Genomic DNA, 18397 nt, shown 5'->3' with positions numbered 1-18397 from the left:
CACCATCTAACAACCCTGCGCACGCCCTCAACACATTGAAACACCAGCGCTTTCCAATTCGCGGTGTTTAAGTTGGGTCTTGCGTGTCGTCGAGCCCGGCGCGATTGCTGCCGCCGCCGAGGCCGAGGCGCAGGCAGCCGGTCGCCGCGACCAGGTCCGGGACGCCCTCAGCCGCGATCTGGAAGCTGCCCGGTACCGGAAGTCGGGCGCGCATCCGTCGACGTCGATCTGCGGCTCCCGAAGAGTGACAAGAATCGTATCGCTGCGCAAACCCAGGCCTTGAAGGTGAAATGTCCCAAGCAGGCCTTCGGGGAGGCGTACCTGCGGGCGCTGGAAAAAATGACCGAAGTCGTACAGGCGATCCTCGATGCGCTCGGCGCGCAGCCATAGCGGCGATTGACGTAGGGTGGACGGCGCGAGTGCCGCCCATCCTATGCCTGTCAGTTTTTCGAAAGCTTGCCCGAGTAACAGTCACGCTCGGGCATATGTGATGTCCGTGAGTCTAGGAGACCGAAATGGATTTGAGCAGGCTAAATTCAAATGGGCATGCGCACGAGGCAACGCTGCTGAAGCTGGAAGGGGCAAGGCCGGGGCAGGCTGCTAGCCGCGAGTTTGAGCAATATTTACATGTGGCATTCGCCAACCAGTCGGCACACCCGCCTGGACCGTGCGCCGTCGCTATGGGGCGTCCCCCCCCCCTGCCCCCCCCCCCCCGCCCCCCCCCGCCGGGCCCGGGCGCCTTCCTTTTCGGGCGTGCCCCCCCCCTCCCCCCCCCGCCGGGCCCGGGCGCCTCCGCTATGGGGCTGCCCCCCCCCCTGCCCCCCCCCCCCCGCCCCCCCCCGCCGCCCCCCCCCCCCGGGCCCGGGCGCCTTCCTTTTCGGGCGTGCCCCCCCCCTCCCCCCCCCGCCGGGCCCGGGCGCCTCCGCTATGGGGCTGCCCCCCCCCCGCCGCCCCCCCCCCCTGCCCCCCCCCCCCCGGGCCCGGGCGCCTCCGCTATGGGGCTGCCCCCCCCCCGCCGCCCCCCCCCCCCGGGCCCGGGCGCCTTCCTTTTCGGGCGTGCCCCCCCCCTCCCCCCCCCGCCGGGCCCGGGCGCCTCCGCTATGGGGCGTCCCCCCCCGCTGCCACACCAGCCTGGACCGGGCGCCGTCGCTATCGGGCGTGCCCTCCCGCTGCCGCACCCGCCTGGACCGTGCGGTGTCGCTATCGGGCGTGCCCTCCCGCTGCCACACCAGCCTGGACCGTGCGCCGTCGCTGTCCTCCCGCTGCCACACCCGCTTGGACCAGACGGCAGCGCTAAGGAGCCTGCCGTCGCGTGTGGTCTGCCAACACCACATATTTAGCGGTTAGCCCAATAGAAGGGGCCGCATCACGGCGGCCCCTTGCTGCTGACGTTGCCCCCAGTTTCTATCCAGTTTTGAGTTCGGTTCCGGCGTGGGGTTGTGCCCTGCTGGGCGTGTGAAGCGAGGGCGCTGGCGCGGAGCCTTTCAGATAGCGCAGCGCGAGCGACCGTCGCGGATTGAAGGTGGTGGCGAACTGGGCCGGTGTCTGCCAGGCAACTTGGGAGTGCGGCCGCGCGTGTTGTACAACACGACGACAGAACGCCCATGGGATCGCGGAGCACGAGCTCTTTTACCTGTGGCATCCGTGGGCCGGGAGCTTGGCCTCATATTTATGGGGTAGTCGAGAAGGCTGGCAGAGAGGTTCCCGTTGCAGCCTCTCTGGTCGGGGATCCGATTGGTGGCTGGAGATTCCAGCCTGGATGTTTGATCGGGCGGCTAGTGCCGCCTGGCAGGTTGGTGTCAAGCGAAGTGAGGATTTGACCCCGCATTGCCTCACGCTGAATGTTACCGATAGGTTCGCGGTCCCGAACGGGATGCAGCGTCTGCCATCCTGGCTCGGGGACGATGGATGGCAAGTCGGATCAGCATGGCAACACGGGCGGAATTGGCTGAAGCGATTATCGAGCGCTATCCATCAAGCTGCCGGTCCGACAAGCAGCGGATACTGGATGAGTTTGTCGCGGTCACCGGCTATCACCCCCAAGCACGCGATCCGTGTGCTCGGCGGTCATAAGACGAAGCCGCCTTCCGAGAGGCGGCATACCGCCCGTTATGGAGCTCAGGTTCGAGAGGCTCTGGTGGTGTTGTTATGGGAGGCGTCCGACCGCCTCTGCTCGAAACGACTGAAGCCGCTGATCCCCGTCTTGCTGCCGGCGCTTGCGCGGCATGGCCAGCTTGATGTGGATGGCGAGCTTCGCGACAAGCTGCTGACGATCAGCGCAGCGACGATGGATCGGCTCCTGTCGCAGATGCGTGTTGTGGCTCGCGGCGGGCAACGCCGTCGCGCCGGAATGAGTTCGGCGGTGCGCCGGTCGATTCCGGTCCGCACCTTCGGGGACTGGAACGACCCGCCGCCCGGTTATGTCGAGGTTGACTTCGTGGCCCACTCCGGCACCTCCTCGTCCGGTAGCTTTGCACGATTCGACCAGCGCGGAAATTCGGAGCACGCTCTCGACATTGGCGGAACGATTGCCGAGCCGCCGGGCGCTGAAACCGAGACAACGCAGGATGTCCTGTCCCGACTGATCCTTGCAACCGAAACCGCACAGAAGGCGATCGCTCTGCAGGTAACCGCAAGGCGGCGGCAGAGACTCTCGCGTCTGAAGGCACTTGCCGCGGAGAAGACTGAGCGCGATCCCCAGACCGCCGCGAACCCAGAGACTAGCTCAATCGAAGGGGGGTCTTGTCGCCGACCTTGCTGGACAGGGCAGTGCCCTCCTCGGATTCAGGGGCACTTCAGGACATAAGGCAACCCAACTGACAATCTGTCTTTGATCCTCTTGTTTGAGATCGTCGCCGAGACACACAAAATTCCTGCCGATGCGTCGGGCTTGAAAATGGAGGAGGCTTTTTCCGGTGGGACAACACCATCGAAACACAATGGAAAAGATTTGAATACTGGGAAGTCCCACTAATTTCTAACCAGCTGATTCTTCTGGCTTTCTGAACACCCTCCGGGCCCACTAAAATCTTTCAATATCAGCAACTTATGGCGAAATTCGCTCTGAAGTGGGCCAATCGAGTTTCGCTATACCCGCAGCACTCAGTTTGATTGTTCTCGCATGAACACGATCCAAGGGCAGGGCGATCTTGTGCGTGTTGTCTATCTTCTAATCTTGCTCCTGTTCGTTGGTCGGGTAGCGTGCAGCCACACATAGCGCAGCTGTTTCAAGGCTGGAAAGGCCCTTGATCCATGCGTGCGGCAAAAGGCGGTTACGGCGTGCGAATAGGATGATTTTGAGCGCCTGGTGGTAATCAAGCTGGCGTGAAATGACAGCATCTATGCTCCACGGTCATTGCAGCGTCGATATCCCGTCTTGCAACCAGACTTCCACCGAACCGGCAATCATGACCCTAGTCGGACATTCCCGGCTCAGATTTGCTCCCGGGAACAGGCGGGTCGGACGGCGGTGTTCCGTATCGTTCGGAGAGCGCTGCTCGGTCGCAGGAGGATCGATGAGCGTTCAATGGCATCGGCCTGCGATAGCGGTGATGTAGCTCAGGCGCGCCATCCAGCCTCGTCATCGCTCTTTGGCGTCGGCGATTTTCGTCCTGCCGATTTGAGCCTCGCCGCGCCGCAGCTCGGCGTCGAGCAGCCGCCCCCTCGGGGTCAGACTATACTCGACATGAAGAGGCAGAGTGCCGAGGTCGCGCCGGACCACAAAGCCCTCCTCTTCAAGAGCTTTCAGCCGATTTGAAAGCACACGGGCGGAGATCTCGCCGGGCAGCGCGCGACGCAGTGCGCCGAAGCGAATCGCGGGATGCTGCGCGAGCGTCCACACGACGTGGCTCATCCAGCGTTGCGCCAGGAAGTTCAGAAAGTCGTCGAGGCGGCAACCGGCAACGCCATCGCTGCCGTCGCGTTCGGCCCGGGTTCTTGCGTCCATGGTAACCTCGCGGTCACTACTGTTCATCTGTTCCGAGTCAAACTAACTAGCATTCCTGGATAGCTGGAAAAACCCTGAACAGAGGAACACCGATGCCAAACGCGACCCCGACTCCGGGCAAAGGCTTAATCTCGCCGAATGATCACACGCTCGTCATGATCGACTTCCAGTCGCAAATGGCATTCGCGACGCATTCGATCGACGCCGTTACGCTTAGAAATAACGCAGCCCTGGTCGCCCACGCCGCCGCCGGTTTCGGCGTGTCGACCATCCTCACCACCGTCGCGGAGAAAAGCTTCTCCGGGCCGATGTTCAGCGAAATCACCGACGCCTTTCCCAACCAGGCGATGCTCGACCGCACCTCGATGAACACTTGGGAGGATGCTGCAGTCGTCAAAAGCGTCAACGAGATCGGCAAGAGCCGGCTTGTTTTTGCCGGCCTGTGGACGGGCGTTTGCATTGTCGGCCCGACGCTGTCTGCCCTCGACCAGGGTTTTGAGGTCTATGTCATTGCCGACGCCTGCGGTGACGTTTCTGCTGAGGCGCACAACCGCGCGATGGACCGCATGGTCCAGGCTGGCGCCCGGCCGATGACTTCACTGCAATATCTCCTGGAACTGCAACGCGATTGGGCCCGGGGCGAGACCTACGAACTGACGACCGGCATCGCCAAGAAATTCGGCGGCGCCTATGGTCTCGGCATCATCTACGCCAAGACAATGCTTGGCGAACACGCCAGCGAGGCGGGCTGAGCTGTTTCGCCTGCTGCGATCGATCAAATCGAGTTTATTTTGAGGGACATGAACCATGCCTACCATCGTCACGAAAGACGGCACTGAGATTTTCTACAAAGATTGGGGCACGGGGCAGCCGGTCGTTTTTCATCACGGTTGGCCGCTCAGCGCCGACGACTGGGACAACCAGATGTTGTTCTTCCTGAACAATGGCTACCGCGTCATCGCGCATGACCGGCGCGGCCACGGCCGCTCGACGCAGACCGCCACCGGCAACGACATGGACACCTACGCCGATGACGTCGCGGCGCTTGCCGCTGAACTCGACCTCAAGGATGCGGTGCATATCGGCCACTCGACCGGTGGCGGCGAAGTCGCCCGCTATCTCGGCCGCCATGGCACTTCCCGAGTCGCCAAGGCTGTGCTGATTGGCGCCGTGCCGCCTATCATGGTCAAGTCGGACAAGAACCCCGGCGGCCTGCCGCTCGAAATCTTCGACGGCTTCCGCGCGGCATTGGTGGCAAACCGGGCGCAGTTCTATGTCGACGTGCCTGCCGGACCCTTCTACGGCTTCAACCGCGACGGCGCGAAAGTCTCACAGGGCGTCATCGACAATTGGTGGCGCCAGGGCATGATGGGCGGCACCAAGGCCCATTACGACTGCATCAAGGCGTTTTCCGAAACCGATTTCACCGAGGATTTGAAAAAGATCGACATCCCGGTGCTGGTCATGCATGGCGACGACGACCAGATCGTGCCGATCGCGGATTCCGCGCTGCTCGCTGCCAAGCTCCTCAAACACGGCACGCTCAAGGTTTACAAGGGCCTGCCGCACGGCATGTGTACCACACATCCCGATATCGTTAATCCGGATCTGCTGGCGTTCGTGCGTGGCTGAGCGGACCACCCGCCGAGATTGATTAACTCCGGCCAATTACGCCAACAGACGTCGAGGAACACGATGAAGCTTTATCTCATCTCGTTGGGGGTCGGCGTGCTCGTCGGCGTCATCTACGCACTGCTCAATGTGCGCTCGCCAGCGCCGCCGATCGTGGCGCTGGTGGGCTTGCTCGGCATCTTGATCGGCGAGCAGGTCGTGCCGGTCGCCAAGCGACTGCTTTCGGGTGAGCCGGTGAACACATCGTGGCTTTCTTCGGAATGCGCCCCGCATATGCTCGGTGAATTGCCCTCGGGGCCGCGTTCATCCCCGCAGCGTACGGAGGCGCCGACGTGACCCTGACCCGCCGAACTCTCAATGCTGGAGCGGCGGCGCTCGGCGCTTCAGCCATGATTGGCGGGTCCGTTTGTCGGTCTTCCGCCCAGACGGAGCCTTCGATGAATGCAGATGTGATCTTGATCAACGGCCGCTTTTCGACGCTCGACCGCAGCAACCCGAACCCGCAAGCGGTGGCGATCTCGGACGGCAAGTTCGTGGGCGCGGGAACCGAGCAGGACATGCGGGCGCTGGCCGGGCCGGCTACGCAGGTGATCGACCTCGGCGGACGTCGTGCGATCCCCGGCCTGATCGACAGCCACATGCATATCATCCGCGGCGGGCTGAACTACAATATGGAATTGCGCTGGGATGGCGTGCGGTCCCTCAGCCAAGCCATGGAGATGCTGAAGCGACAGGTGGCAGTCACGCCACCGCCGCAATGGGTGCGCGTGGTCGGCGGCTTCACCGAGTATCAATTCGCCGAAAAACGGCTGCCCACGCTGGACGAGATCAATGCCGTCTCGCCCGACACGCCGGTGTTCATCCTCCATCTTTACGATCGGGCGCTGCTGAACAGCGCCGCGCTGCGCGCTGTTGGCTACACCAAGGAAACACCGAATCCGCCCGGCGGCGAGATCCAGCGCGACGGCGCGGGCAATCCTACGGGCCTGCTGCTCGCACGTCCCAACGCCAACATCCTCTATTCAACGCTCGCCAAGGGTCCGAAGCTGCCACCGGAGTATCAGCTCAACTCGACGCGCCATTTCATGCGCGAGATGAACCGGTTGGGCGTCACCTCGATCATCGATGCCGGCGGTGGCTTCCAGAATTATCCCGACGACTACGCCGTCATCGAGAAGCTGCACGAAGACGGCGAGATGACACTCAGGCTCGCCTACAATCTCTTTACACAGAAGCCCAAGCAGGAACTCGCCGATTTCGCAGGCTGGGCCAAGCAGGTCTCGCCCGGCCAGGGCGACGATCTTTACCGACACAACGGCGCCGGCGAGATGCTGGTCTATTCCGCCGCGGATTTCGAAGACTTCCGCTTCGAGCGACCGGACATGCCGCCGTCGATGGAGCAGGACCTGGAGCCGGTCGTGCGGCTGCTTGCAGAAAACCGCTGGCCGTGGCGGCTACATGCGACCTATGACGAGACCATCACCCGCGCCCTGGACGTGTTTGAAAAGGTGAACAAGGATGTTCCGCTCCAGGGCCTGAACTGGTTCTTCGATCACGCCGAGACGATCTCGGACAAAAACATCGACCGGATCGCGGCACTCGGCGGCGGTATCGCCGTGCAGCACCGCATGATGTTCCAGGGCGAGGATTTCGTGGAGCGCTACGGCGCCAAGGCGGCCGAGCGTACGCCGCCGGTTGCAAGGATGCTCGAAGCCGGCGTGCCGGTCGGCGCCGGGACGGACGCGACACGGGTGGCAAGCTACAACCCCTGGGTATCGCTTGCCTGGCTGGTAACGGGTCGGACGCTGGGCGGATTGAAGCTCTATCCTCAGCGTAGCTTGCTCGACCGCGAGACGGCGCTAAGGCTCTGGACGGATGCTAACACCTGGTTCTCCACCGAACAGGGCAAGAAGGGGCAGATCGCGGCAGGGCAGCTTGCCGATCTGGTCGTGCTCGATCGCGACTATTTTTCAGTTCCGGAGGACGAGATCCAGGACATCGAGAGCGTTCTCACCTTGCTCGGCGGCAAAGTGGTGCACGGTTCCGGCGATTTTGCCGATCTCGCGCCCGAGCTGCCGCCCGCAATGCCGGACTGGTCGCCAGTCCGCACGTTCGGCGGCTATCAGAAACGCGCCGACACCGGCGCGGCGAAATACGCGTTTGTCGGCTGCGGATGTTCCAGCGCCTGCAACGTCCATGGACACAACCATGCGCGTGCGCTCGGCGCACCCGCGCCGGCCAGCGACGAAGGCGCCTTCTGGGGCGCGCTCGGCTGCTCTTGCTGGGCGTTCTGACTTTGAAAATCCATCGAGGATTGGTCTCCATGTCACAAGCCGGCCCGACTGACGTGCAATCCGTGGCCGAGCGTATCTTGGGGGCGCGATGGTTAGAGGCCGCAGCGCGCTTTGCCGTCGCCGTGCCATTCTTGACAAGCGGCGTCGCGAAGATTCTCGATTTCGAAGGTTCAATCGCCGAAGTGCGCGGACTGACCGGACTTGAACCGGCGGCCTTGGTTGCTGTCCTGGTGATCCTGACGCAGCTCGGCGGCTCGGTGCTGTTGATCGCCGGCGGACGCTTTGCCTGGATTGGCGCTCTTGCGTTGGCCGGCTTCACAACAATCGCTACGCTCAGCGCTCACGCCTTTTGGCTGAAACCTAAGGCAGAGCAGTTTCTCCACCGCAACATCTTCTTCGAGCATGTCTCGATCGTTGGCGGACTGGTGCTGCTCGCGATCCTGACGCTCAAACCCGCGCGGACCCAAGACTGATGAAAGCAATTCCCAATAAGCCGAGCGGCTCTGCGTTCTCCCCGCTCAAGCGACCGGTCTTTGCCGTGCTGTGGGCGGCGACGGTGCTCGGCAATACCGGCAGCTTCATGCGCGACGTCGCCAGTTCATGGCTGGTCACCGATCTGTCGGCTTCTCCGGCGGCAGTCGCCATGGTGCAGGCGGCGGGCACACTGCCGATCTTCCTGCTTGCCATCCCAGCCGGCGTGCTATCGGACATCCTGGACCGCCGAAAGCTGCTGATCGCCATCCAGCTTATGCTCGCTTTGGTGAGCGGAGCGCTTATGGTCTTGTCTCATGCGGGCCTGCTGACGGTGAGTTCCCTGATTGCGCTCACTTTCGCTGGCGGTATAGGCGCGGCCCTTATGGGACCGACCTGGCAGTCTATCGTCCCGGAACTCGTGCCCAGGCCTGACCTGAAGAACGCGGTTGCGCTCAACTCGCTTGGCATCAACATTGCGCGTTCCATCGGTCCGGCCGCTGGCGGCCTGCTGCTCGTCGCTTTCGGCGCCGCATTTACCTATGGCGTCGACGTCCTGAGCTACGTCGTTGTCATTGCCGCCCTATTGTGGTGGCGGCGTGCACCAGATGCTGACGACGCCCTTTCGGAGCATTTTCTCGGTGCCTTCCGCGCTGGGCTGCGCTACACGCGCGCCAGCCGCCCGCTGCATATCGTGCTTTACCGGGCCGTGGTTTTCTTCGCCTTTGCCAGCGCCGTCTGGGCGCTGCTGCCGTTGGTCGCCCGAAACCTGCTTGACGGCGATGCCGGCTTCTACGGCATCCTGCTCGGCGCCGTCGGCGTCGGCGCCATCGCCGGCGCGCTGGTTCTGCCGCGACTGAGGCAGCGATTCGACGCGGATGCGTTGTTGCTCGGTGCGTCACTCGCTACCGCGTCGGTTATGGCCATGCTTTCGTTCGCGCCTCCGAAATGGGCGGCAATCTTCGCTTTGCTACTGCTCGGTATGGCATGGATCGTCGCACTGACCACCTTGAACGGAGTGGCGCAGGCGATCCTGCCCAACTGGGTGCGCGGCCGCGGGCTGGCCGTATATCTGACGGTCTTCAACGGCGCCATGGCGGGCGGCAGTCTGGGCTGGGGGCTCGTCGCGCAGCAGTTCGGCATTCCGGCAACGCTTGTGGTGGGCGCCGTCGGCTTGGCCATCGTTGCCGTCGCTCTCCACACCGTCAAACTGCCCGCCGGCGAGGAGGATCTGGTCGCCTCCAACCACTGGCCGGAGCCGCTGACGGCCGAGCCGGTGGCACATGACCGCGGGCCGGTGCTTATCCTGATCGAATACCGCGTCGCCAAAAAGGACCGGATGGACTTTCTCGCCGTCCTGGGGCGGTTGGCGGGAGAACGGCGGCGTGATGGCGCCTACAACTGGGGCGTGACTGAAGACGCGGCCGACCCGGAACGGATCGTGGAATGGTTCATGGTCGAGTCGTGGGCCGAGCATTTGCGCCAGCACAAGCGGGTATCCAGGGCCGGTGCCGATTTGCAGAGCCAGGCGCTGAAGTATCACATGGGTTCGGAGCCACCGCGAGTCGGGCACTACCTGGCCCTTGAGACATCTGGCTCAAAACGGCAACAGTGACTGATGCCGTCCAGGCATGGGCCTCTATCTGGACACCAAGAGTCCTTCCAGTCAGCGTGCCCGTCCGGCTGACCAACTCTCGCAATAGTCGGTCGTCGGATAACACTGCATACGGAACTCGCCGTGCAAGGAGGCTCGATGACGAGCGGCATTCATCACATCACCCTGATCACCCGGAACGTGCAGGCCAATGTCGATTTTTATGCCGGCTTTCTTGGTTTGCGTATCGTCAAGCGGACTGGCGGATTTGAAGACGCGAAACAACTGCACCTGATCTATGGCGACGCCTTGGGATCGCCAGGATCGCTGGTCACTTTCCTCGTCTGGGAGAACGGCTCACCCGGACGCGTCGGGCATGGCCAGGTCAGCGAAATAGCGTTCGCCATAGCGCCGGAAAGCATCGGCTTTTGGCTGACACGGGCGCTGAATTTCGACCTGCAGGCTGAAGGCCCTTTTAAGCAATTCGGCGAGCCAGTGCTTCGCCTTCGCGACCCCGATGGTATCAGCCTGAAGCTCATCGGGGCGAACCTGCTGGCGGCAGCGCCATGGGCGGGAACGGACATTCCCGCAGAGCATACCGTCAGACGCGTCCGTGGGGCGACCATCCTGTCCGAGGCTCCCGAGCAGACCACCAATTTCATACGACGCCATTTCGGTTACCACCCTCATTCGGAGAGCGCCGCAATAGCCCGGCTCGTTTCGGATGCAGGCGACGTCGTCGATGTTCGCGACGCCTCGGGTTTTTGGCCCGGCCTGGCCGGCACAGGAAGCGCCGACCATATCGCCTTCCGTGCACAGGATGCCCGGCAGGTCGCAGCAGTCGAGGGCGAACTGATGCGCCTCAATTCGACTGTGACGACCATCCATGACCGGAAATATTTCACCTCGCTTTATGTCAGGGAGCCAGGCGGAACCTTGCTGGAACTAGCAACCGATGGGCCGGGCTTCACTGTCGATGAGCCTTTGGAGACCTTGGGATCGCAGCTCTTCATACCGCCTTCCGACGCTGACCGCGCCGATGACATCCGGGTGATGTTGCCGCAGTTCGCGATGCCGGGAGAAGCGCGTGTCATCTATCGCGAGCTGCCGTTTGTCCATCGCTTCCACACGCCCGACGACCCGGATGGCAGCACGTTGGTGCTGTTGCACGGAACGGGCGGCGACGAGACGGACCTGATGCCGGTCGGCCGCAAACTCTCACCGCGCGCAACATTGCTCGGCGTGCGCGGCCGCAGCACGGAGGAAGGCGTACGGCGCTGGTTCCGCCGCTTTTCGGCGACGGCTTTCGATCAGGAGGATATCCGCTTCGAGGCACAAGCTTTCGAGGCGTTCGTGGAAGGCGCGAATGCGGCCTACGGTCTTGACCCCACGCGCACGATTTTCCTCGGCTACTCCAATGGCGCCAACTTGCTCGCCGCTTTTATGTTGCTTCATCCGCATCTGGCGAGGAAGGCCATCCTGCTGCGCGCAGTCTCGGTCCTGGAGAATGTCCAGGACGCCGGTCGCTCGGATGCCGACATTCTGATGATCTCCGGCGCCACGGGTCCATACGGACACCTTGCGCCTTTACTCGAACAGGCCCTGCGAGCGAGCGGCGCAAGAGTTGACGCGCGAACAGCCGGCAGCGGCCACGAACTTGGCGCCGAGGATATAAAGGAGGCGACAAACTGGCTGGCGCGTGGATAGCCGGATTCTGCGCTTTTGCGCAGGAGGGCACCACGCCACGGTTATCGTCGAAGACGGATGGTGCTGGCGCTCGTTTTGTTCCCCGCGCTCGCTGGTTTCCTGGGCGGCGAGCAGCCATCGTCCTGGCCTTCGGCTAGGCTCCCGATATCGGCACGCGAAAACTGCTCCACTCTTCCTTGTCGGTGTGACATCCAATCGCCGTCTGTCCGCTGAGCGGTCGGACGACGGCTAAGCGGGACGCAGCACACCGAAATCGCAAGATCGCGACAGTGGTCGAAACCTGCGGACGGTCAAATTGGGCGTTGAAGCATAAGTCCTTCCCGGCGGCAATCGGGCCGCAAGAAGGAGCAAGACCTCATGAAGACCTGGTTCATCACCGGCGCCTCCCGCGGATTCGGCCTGCGCATTGCCCGCCTCGCGCTCGAGCGCGGAGATAATGTCGTAGCGACCGCGCGCCGCGCCGAGGCTGTGGCCGATGCGCTCGGCGCCAATGCCAACCTGCTAGCCCTCCCACTCGACGTCACCGACGAAACGCAGGCCCGCGCCGCCGCCGCGGCCGCCGTTGCGCGCTTCGGCCAGATCGACGTGCTGCTCAACAATGCCGGCTTCGGCTTGCTCGGCGCCGTGGAGGAGGCGAGCGCGAATGAGGTTGATCGCGTCTATCGCACCAACGTGTTTGGTCTGCTCAACGTCACCCGCGCCATACTTCCTCACATGCGCTCGCGCCGTTCGGGCCGCATCCTCAATATCTCGTCCATCGGCGGCTATCGCGGTGCGGCGGGATTCGGTGTTTATTCCTCGACCAAGTTCGCAGTTGAGGGGCTGTCTGAAGCGCTTCATGCCGAACTCGCGCCGCTCGGCATTTATGTGACGGCGGTCGAGCCGGGTTACTTCCGCACCGACTTCCTCGACGCATCGTCGCTGTCGGTAAGCCCAAACGGCATCGCCGACTATAACGGCACCGCGGGTGCAGTGCGCACTCGCGCCGTGGATCTCAACCATGGTCAGCCGGGCGATCCCGACCGGCTCGCACGCGTGCTCGTCGATTTCGCAGAGGCATCCAATCCGCCGGTCCGCCTGCCGCTCGGCAGCGACACCGTTGCTGTGATCGAGGCAAAGCACGCGTCGGATGCGGCGATTCTGCGCGAGTGGCGCGCGGTGTCGATCTCGACCGACTTTCCCCACGACACGGCAACAGCGGTCTGATGCCGCTTGCCGGTTCGGCCGGGTCAACCACCGGGGCGGCACCGGGCTTCCGGTTGCCGCCCATTGCCGATTTAGAGTAAGCTACCGCTCCGCAATGATCGTCGGAGACCGGCCCGCTTGAGCAGTGCAGCAGCTTTCGGCTATGCGCCCGATGCGCTCGCACGCATTCTCGATCGCGCCCCGCCGGTCGCCGATGCGGCGCTGCGCGGCGACACGCGCCTTACTGCACCCTGGGGCCATGGTGAGTTGCACGACTACCTGCATGGCATGCAGGGCCATGTCATCATCACCTATTATGGCGAGCCGCAGGATATCGTCTGGCGCGTCGGCAAGGAGCGGCTGGCGGGCGCCACCCGCTCCGGAACCATCACGATCATTCCCGAGGGACACGAGGGCCGGTGGGACATTGCGGGCCCGATCGGTGTCAGCCATGTATTCCTGTCCCACGAGCGACTCGCCGCCAGTGCCGAGCAACTGAACGGCGGCCGCCCGGTCGAACTGCTCGGCCGCGTCGGCTTCGAGGATCCGGTTGCCGCGCGCGTGATGGAGCTGCTTGGACGCGACGCCGCCGCCGCCACCGACCCCGCTGCGCGGCTGTTCGTCGAACAGGCGACCGACCTGCTCGTCACACAGCTTGTGCGCGGCCACTCGTCCTTCGGCGCGATTGAGCCGCCCGCCCGTCGCGGCCTCGCCGACTGGCAGGTGCGCAAGGTGGCGGGTTACATGCGCGAGCATCTTGACGAACCGATCGGCCTCGACGAACTCGCCGCGCTCGCCGGGCTCAGCCGCTTCCATTTCTGCACCGCCTTCCGGCAAGCGACCGGCAGCACGCCGCATGCGTGGCTGGTGAACCTGCGGATCGAACGCGCACGCCAACTCCTCGCCCATCCCGAGCTGCCGGTAACCGAGATCGCGCTCGCCGTCGGCTACGAGACGCCATCCTCCTTCGCCGCCGCCTTCCGCAAGATCACTGGCGTCACGCCCAGCGCATTTCGCCATCAACTGTAGCAATCTTTCGTCGCGCCACCGCAAGATCGCGACAGTCGCCGCAAAGCGCGAAAGGTGCGCTGCGGCGTCGTCGGCTACTCCCACGTCATCGGACGCGATCCCCGCGCCGACAAGTAAGGGGAGTAACGACAATGACGACCAAGAAGACCATTCTCATCACCGGGGCCGCGGGCGGCTTCGGCAAGGGCGCCGCGATCGGCATGGCGAAGAATGGCCATGACATCATCGCCACCGTCCATGTCTCCTCGCAGGTGACCCCGCTGCGCGAGGAAATCGAGGCGCTCGGACTCAGCGACCGCATCAAGGTCTATCGCCTGGATCTCACCGATCCCTACGACATCAAGCAGGCGCTGGCCTGGGACTTCGACATCCTCTGGAACAATGCCGGCATGGGCGAGGCCGGCCCAGTCTGGGAAATCCCGCTCGAACTCGTGCGCAAAAACTTCGAGATCAACGTGTTCCTGCCGCTGCAACTAACGCAGGGCGTGGTCCAGCGCTGGGTGCGCGAGGGCAAGAGTCACGGCAAGAAGGTGGTGTTCACCTCCTCGATGGGCGGCCTGTTCACACCAGCCAACTGGGGTACCTATGTCTCGACCAAGCATGCGCTGGAGTCGGTCGCGGAGGCGCTTCAGCAGGAACTGGTCGCCTATGGGATCAAGGTTCAGACGATCAACCCAGGTGCCTATTACACCGGCTACAACGAGACGATGGCGGACAACCCGTTCCGCTGGCTCGACGATGACGTCAACTTCACCAAGCGCGCCGACCTCCGCAAGGGCTTCGACGATTTCTTCGCGACGCCCGAAGGCCGCCTGGACCCCAAGGAAATGATCGACCGCATGATCGAGATCGTCCCGGCGGACGAGGGCAAATTCCGCAACGTCGTGCCGCAGGTGATCGAGGATATGCTGAAGCAGCATCAGCTCCAGGCCTGGGAGAACCGGATCTGACACTCCCGCTCGGCCGCGGTACGCCCTCTCGTTATACCGCGGCCGGCACTCTCCCTCGCATTCGAGCAAAGGAAACTCCAATGAGCATCACACACCTTCAGGCGGACATCGCCATCGCCGCCGCCGTCCGCGAAGCTACTGCGATCGGGGTCCCCATGAACATCGCCGTCTATGACGACGGCGCCAACATGAAGGCCTTCGTCCGGATGGACGGCGCATTTCTCGGCTCGGCCGACATCGCGCAGAACAAGGCACGCACCGCCGCGCTGTTCGGTTTCAACACGGAGGCGCTTTACGAGTTCGTGAAACCGGGCGGTACCTCGCCGGGCTTCGACCGCACCAATGGTGGGCTGATCGTCTTTGCCGGGGGCATTCCGGTACGCGACGGCGAAGGCAGGTTGATCGGTGCGATCGGCGTGTCGGGCGGCGCGGTCGCCCAGGACTATCAGGTGGCGGAAGCCGCCATCACGGCCCTCGCGGCCGGCGGCTTCCAAGAGCAACCGCAGGCGAACTGAAGGTCGCGGACGAGGCGCAAGGCAGCCGGCCGCATCGTTCTTCACCGACGCCGACCCGTAGTCGGAACCGATCACTTCCAATGATCGGCCCGCCATAGCAACCCCCAGAGTTGCGTGAGAACGTCAAGCCGCTTGGAGATATTGGTCCCGGACCGTCTGTGCAAGCTGTGCGCGTGCTGCCTCGATGGCCTGATCTCGGGCTTCCGGCCCAAAGGCCAGCTTCTCCGCCCGGACGAAAGTGACATCGGTGATTCCGATGAAGCCAAGGAGACTGCGCAGATGCGGCTCCTGGGAATCCATCACCTGCGCCGGACCTTCGCTGTAGAGGCCGCCCCGCGTCACGACGACGATTGCGCGTTTGCCGGTGAGCAGGCCTCCGGCCCTGCCTCGCTGTAGCTGAATGTAACGCCCGCCCGCAGCACGTGGTCGAACCAGGCCTTCAGGGTCGACGCCATGCCGAAATTGTACATGGGCGCGCCGATGACGATGGTGTCCGCAGCCCTCAGTTCATCGATGAGTTCATCCGAAAGTGCCCGGGCGGCCGCTTGCTCGGCGTTCGCCGGTTCGGCGCCGCGTATCGCGGTGGCGGAATCGAAGTTCAGGTGAGGGATCGGGCTGCTGCCGAGGTCATGCGCGATGACTTGGAGGGCGGGATCCTGCAAACGCAGTTGCGCGACGGCGTCATGCACGAGCTGATTGGAAACGGATGCTTCGCCGAGCGCGCTGCTGATGAGGACGAGGATCGTGGACATGAGGTGGACACTCCTGGGCTTCTGGTCAATGCGATGGAAGCAAGGTAGTGGTGCGGTGTGCGCACCAGTACACCCGAAATAAGCATCAATCTGTTGCCCTTGGAGGAACACCATCATGATCGAGCTGGGCGATATGCGATGCTTTGTGGAGGTCGTGGAAAGCGGTGGCTTTAACCGCGCCGCGACGCGGCTGGGGCTCTCGAAGTCGATCGTCAGCCGGAGGATCGCCAGGATGGAAGCTGATCTCGGCACACGGCTGCTGAGCCGGACGACGCGCGGCATCAGCCCGACGGAAGCGGGGCTGGAGTTCAAGGCACGAAGCGAGCGGATCCTTGCGGAGTTTGACGAAGCGCGCGAAGCCGTCGCCCAGCATAGCGGCCAGGTGGTCGGGCGCCTGCGCTTGTCGGCGCCGCTTTCCTTCGGCGTGCACCACGTCGCGCCTGTACTGGCGGACCTGGCCAAGCGCCACCCGAGGCTCGAGATGGACGTGTCGTTCGGCGACCGAATCGTCGATCTGATTGGCGAACGCTTCGATGCCGCGATCCGAATCGGAATGCTCCAGGATTTGAGCCTCGTGGCCCGCCGGATTGGCCCGGTCCGATCTCTGTTAGTCGCAAGTCCGGACTATCTCGCCCGCAACGGGCGACCGGCCACGCCGGCCGACCTTACGGCGCACGAATGCCTGATCTATGCAGGCCGCACAGGTGCCGACTGGAAATTTCGGTCGGGCAAGCGGTGGACCTCGGTTCGACCGACAGGCCGTCTACGGTCCGACAGCGGCGAGGCGATCGTTGGTTGAGCTATGGCAGGACTGGGCATCGCGGAAGCGCCAACGTTTCTCCTGGCAGACGCGATTGAGAGCGGCGCTCTTGAGCCGCTCCTGCTCGACTATCCGACTCCGGACTATGGCATCTACGTCGTGCGTCCGCCGGGGGCCAACGTGCCGGGCAAGGTGAGGGTTCTGATCGATACGCTCGTCGAGCGCTTCGGCGGCGAACCTCATTGGGATCGGTGCCTGATGAAGGTGAACGCCCGCTCTCGATCCCCCTGAGGCCCACCTGCGGAGTATCATTGGCGGAACATCATTGAAGTTCCGATGAGCGATGAACGTCAAGCTCCGAAACCCGCGCTCTCCCACGCGAGCGGATTCGTTCAAGGGTCGATACTGGCCGAAGCGCGAACGTCAGGTTTGAAGAAGCGCTACGAATGACCGGAAATGGCGCGATCGAGGCGATGCGGACCTCGCCTACGCAGCAACTGCCAGCGCGGGTCGAACGGCTTGGTTGGGTGGTGAACGGAAGTTCCCCAGGCCTATGCTCAACTGGGAAGATGCGCCGATACCGGTCTTTCACTGCCGCCGGTTATGCACTCGCCCAGGCGCCTCCGGGAGCGTGCATCCATCCAACACCACCCCAAATTTATCAAGTATCGCCCGCGCCGTCGGAACCGCTCACACCGGCACTCAGCCCCGGGCGGATGTTCTGGTTATGGTGGAAGACGTTGTCGGGGTCGTACGAGGACTTCACGTCAGCCAGCCGGTCAAAGACGGAGTCGCCGTACGCCTCGCGGACCCGGCCCGGGTCTTCGTCGCCGCCGAGGAAATTGACGTAGACGCCTTCGCGGAAGCGGCCAAGGGCGGCGAGGAACCCCCTCGTCCAGGCCGGCTCTCGGTCGCCGAAGTCCTCGCCGGGCCGCCACGCAGCGTGGACGATGATCGCGTGCGACGCTTGCCGGTTCCCGAACGCCGTCGCGCCCTCGGCCACTCGGCTCACTGCCCCCTTCAGATGGAACATTGCCACATACGACCGCGGCGACGAGCAAGAGAACGCGTGCCCGGCGATCACGTCGATGAGGTCGTCGCGGAGCGCGGGGAGGTGGGTGGCCTTCCAGTAGTAGTTCCAGCCGTGGAGGACGGTCGAGTCGAGCGCGCTCTGGAATACAACGTACGGCTTGGGCCCGGCCAGATCGAGGAGGGGAGTCCGAAATGCGCGGAGCGGGCGGAGCGCCTTCTCACCGTCCTCGATCGGTCCGGCGTAGCACGCGCCCACCATCACCACCGGGCGCCAGTGCAGTTCCTCGGGGATGACCGATAGAGGCGGCACGGTGCAGAATTTTACGACCGTGCCGAGCTCGTCGGGAGCGTCGCGGATGAAGTCGCGGTAGAAACGGAGGACCTCCCCGGCGTCGCTCGCGTCCCAGAGGATGGGCCCGGCCAGAACGGTGGGCCCGACGGGGTGGAGGCGGAACTCGAACGAGGTGACCACGCCGAAGTTGCCGCCGCCGCCGCGCAACGCCCAGAACAGGTCGGGGTGCTCGTCCTCG

General features: G+C 63.8%; 15 protein-coding genes and 3 pseudogenes. 13 read left to right on the top strand and 5 right to left on the bottom strand.

Annotated elements, in window-relative coordinates:
• Positions 1-67: 67 nt before the first annotated feature.
• Both MAXJ12_RS37685 and MAXJ12_RS38885 read right to left on the bottom strand, forming a co-directional pair.
• Positions 68-214, bottom strand: coding sequence for a hypothetical protein (locus MAXJ12_RS37685; RefSeq protein ID WP_008837402.1), 147 nt, complete (start codon positions 212-214; stop codon positions 68-70).
• Between the two features lie 1190 nt (positions 215-1404).
• A pseudogene (locus MAXJ12_RS38885) lies at positions 1405-1575 on the bottom strand (IS3 family transposase); the annotation flags it as partial.
• A gap of 184 nt (positions 1576-1759) precedes the next feature.
• Between MAXJ12_RS38885 and MAXJ12_RS38880 the strand changes: the two are divergent.
• The gene (locus MAXJ12_RS38880) at positions 1760-2806 is read left to right on the top strand and encodes a hypothetical protein (protein ID WP_008837399.1); all 1047 of its coding nucleotides are present in this window, start codon (positions 1760-1762) and stop codon (positions 2804-2806) included.
• 774 nt (positions 2807-3580) lie between these two features.
• Here the strand turns inward: MAXJ12_RS38880 and MAXJ12_RS18145 are convergent.
• Positions 3581-3946: a winged helix-turn-helix transcriptional regulator gene (locus MAXJ12_RS18145; protein ID WP_008837398.1), complete on the bottom strand. Its 366-nt coding sequence runs from the start codon at positions 3944-3946 to the stop codon at positions 3581-3583.
• Positions 3947-4038: 92 nt separating this feature from the next.
• Here MAXJ12_RS18145 and MAXJ12_RS18140 point away from each other — a divergent pair, with 92 nt between their 5' ends.
• The 11 genes from MAXJ12_RS18140 to MAXJ12_RS18090 all read left to right on the top strand — a co-directional run bounded on the left by MAXJ12_RS18140 (position 4039) and on the right by MAXJ12_RS18090 (position 15323).
• The gene (locus tag MAXJ12_RS18140) at positions 4039-4698 is read left to right on the top strand and encodes a hydrolase (RefSeq protein WP_008837397.1); all 660 of its coding nucleotides are present in this window, start codon (positions 4039-4041) and stop codon (positions 4696-4698) included.
• A gap of 55 nt (positions 4699-4753) precedes the next feature.
• Complete coding sequence (locus MAXJ12_RS18135; RefSeq protein WP_008837396.1) at positions 4754-5578, top strand: alpha/beta fold hydrolase; 825 nt, start codon at positions 4754-4756, stop codon at positions 5576-5578.
• 63 nt (positions 5579-5641) lie between these two features.
• Complete coding sequence (locus tag MAXJ12_RS18130) at positions 5642-5914, top strand: XapX domain-containing protein (RefSeq protein ID WP_008837395.1); 273 nt, start codon at positions 5642-5644, stop codon at positions 5912-5914.
• A 53-nt stretch (positions 5915-5967) separates the two neighbouring features.
• Positions 5968-7872: an amidohydrolase gene (locus MAXJ12_RS18125; RefSeq protein ID WP_050898846.1), complete on the top strand. Its 1905-nt coding sequence runs from the start codon at positions 5968-5970 to the stop codon at positions 7870-7872.
• Positions 7857-8345, top strand: a complete 489-nt coding sequence (locus MAXJ12_RS18120) for a DoxX family protein (protein ID WP_157999640.1) — start codon at positions 7857-7859, stop codon at positions 8343-8345. The genes MAXJ12_RS18125 and MAXJ12_RS18120 overlap by 16 nt, the downstream gene beginning before the upstream one ends.
• On the top strand, positions 8345-9958 hold the full coding sequence (locus MAXJ12_RS18115) for an MFS transporter (protein ID WP_008837392.1): 1614 nt from the start codon (positions 8345-8347) through the stop codon (positions 9956-9958). The genes MAXJ12_RS18120 and MAXJ12_RS18115 overlap by 1 nt, the downstream gene beginning before the upstream one ends.
• A 138-nt stretch (positions 9959-10096) precedes the next feature.
• Positions 10097-11644, top strand: a complete 1548-nt coding sequence (locus MAXJ12_RS18110) for a VOC family protein (RefSeq protein WP_008837391.1) — start codon at positions 10097-10099, stop codon at positions 11642-11644.
• Positions 11645-12001: 357 nt separating this feature from the next.
• Positions 12002-12850 carry an oxidoreductase gene (locus MAXJ12_RS18105; RefSeq protein WP_008837390.1) on the top strand — a complete coding sequence of 283 codons (849 nt, stop codon included), beginning with the start codon at positions 12002-12004 and terminating at the stop codon, positions 12848-12850.
• A gap of 117 nt (positions 12851-12967) precedes the next feature.
• Complete coding sequence (locus MAXJ12_RS18100; RefSeq protein WP_008837389.1) at positions 12968-13858, top strand: helix-turn-helix domain-containing protein; 891 nt, start codon at positions 12968-12970, stop codon at positions 13856-13858.
• Positions 13859-13989: 131 nt separating this feature from the next.
• Positions 13990-14808, top strand: a complete 819-nt coding sequence (locus MAXJ12_RS18095) for an SDR family oxidoreductase (protein ID WP_008837388.1) — start codon at positions 13990-13992, stop codon at positions 14806-14808.
• Between the two features lie 80 nt (positions 14809-14888).
• The gene (locus tag MAXJ12_RS18090) at positions 14889-15323 is read left to right on the top strand and encodes a GlcG/HbpS family heme-binding protein (RefSeq protein WP_008837387.1); all 435 of its coding nucleotides are present in this window, start codon (positions 14889-14891) and stop codon (positions 15321-15323) included.
• A 123-nt stretch (positions 15324-15446) separates the two neighbouring features.
• Here MAXJ12_RS18090 and MAXJ12_RS18085 read toward each other — a convergent pair.
• Positions 15447-16075 (bottom strand): annotated as a pseudogene (locus MAXJ12_RS18085) (FMN-dependent NADH-azoreductase).
• 115 nt (positions 16076-16190) lie between these two features.
• Between MAXJ12_RS18085 and MAXJ12_RS18080 the strand changes: the two are divergent.
• A pseudogene (locus MAXJ12_RS18080) lies at positions 16191-17126 on the top strand (LysR family transcriptional regulator).
• Positions 17127-17496: 370 nt separating this feature from the next.
• Here MAXJ12_RS18080 and MAXJ12_RS18075 read toward each other — a convergent pair.
• Positions 17497-18397: FAD-binding oxidoreductase (locus tag MAXJ12_RS18075; RefSeq protein ID WP_008837382.1), on the bottom strand; the 901-nt coding region annotated here is incomplete at its 5' end.

Origin of the sequence: Mesorhizobium alhagi CCNWXJ12-2 (assembly GCF_000236565.1) — a bacterium.
In the GTDB taxonomy this organism is placed as follows: Bacteria; Pseudomonadota; Alphaproteobacteria; order Rhizobiales; family Rhizobiaceae; genus Allomesorhizobium; species Allomesorhizobium alhagi.
This window is presented reverse-complemented; position numbering and strand designations above follow the sequence as displayed.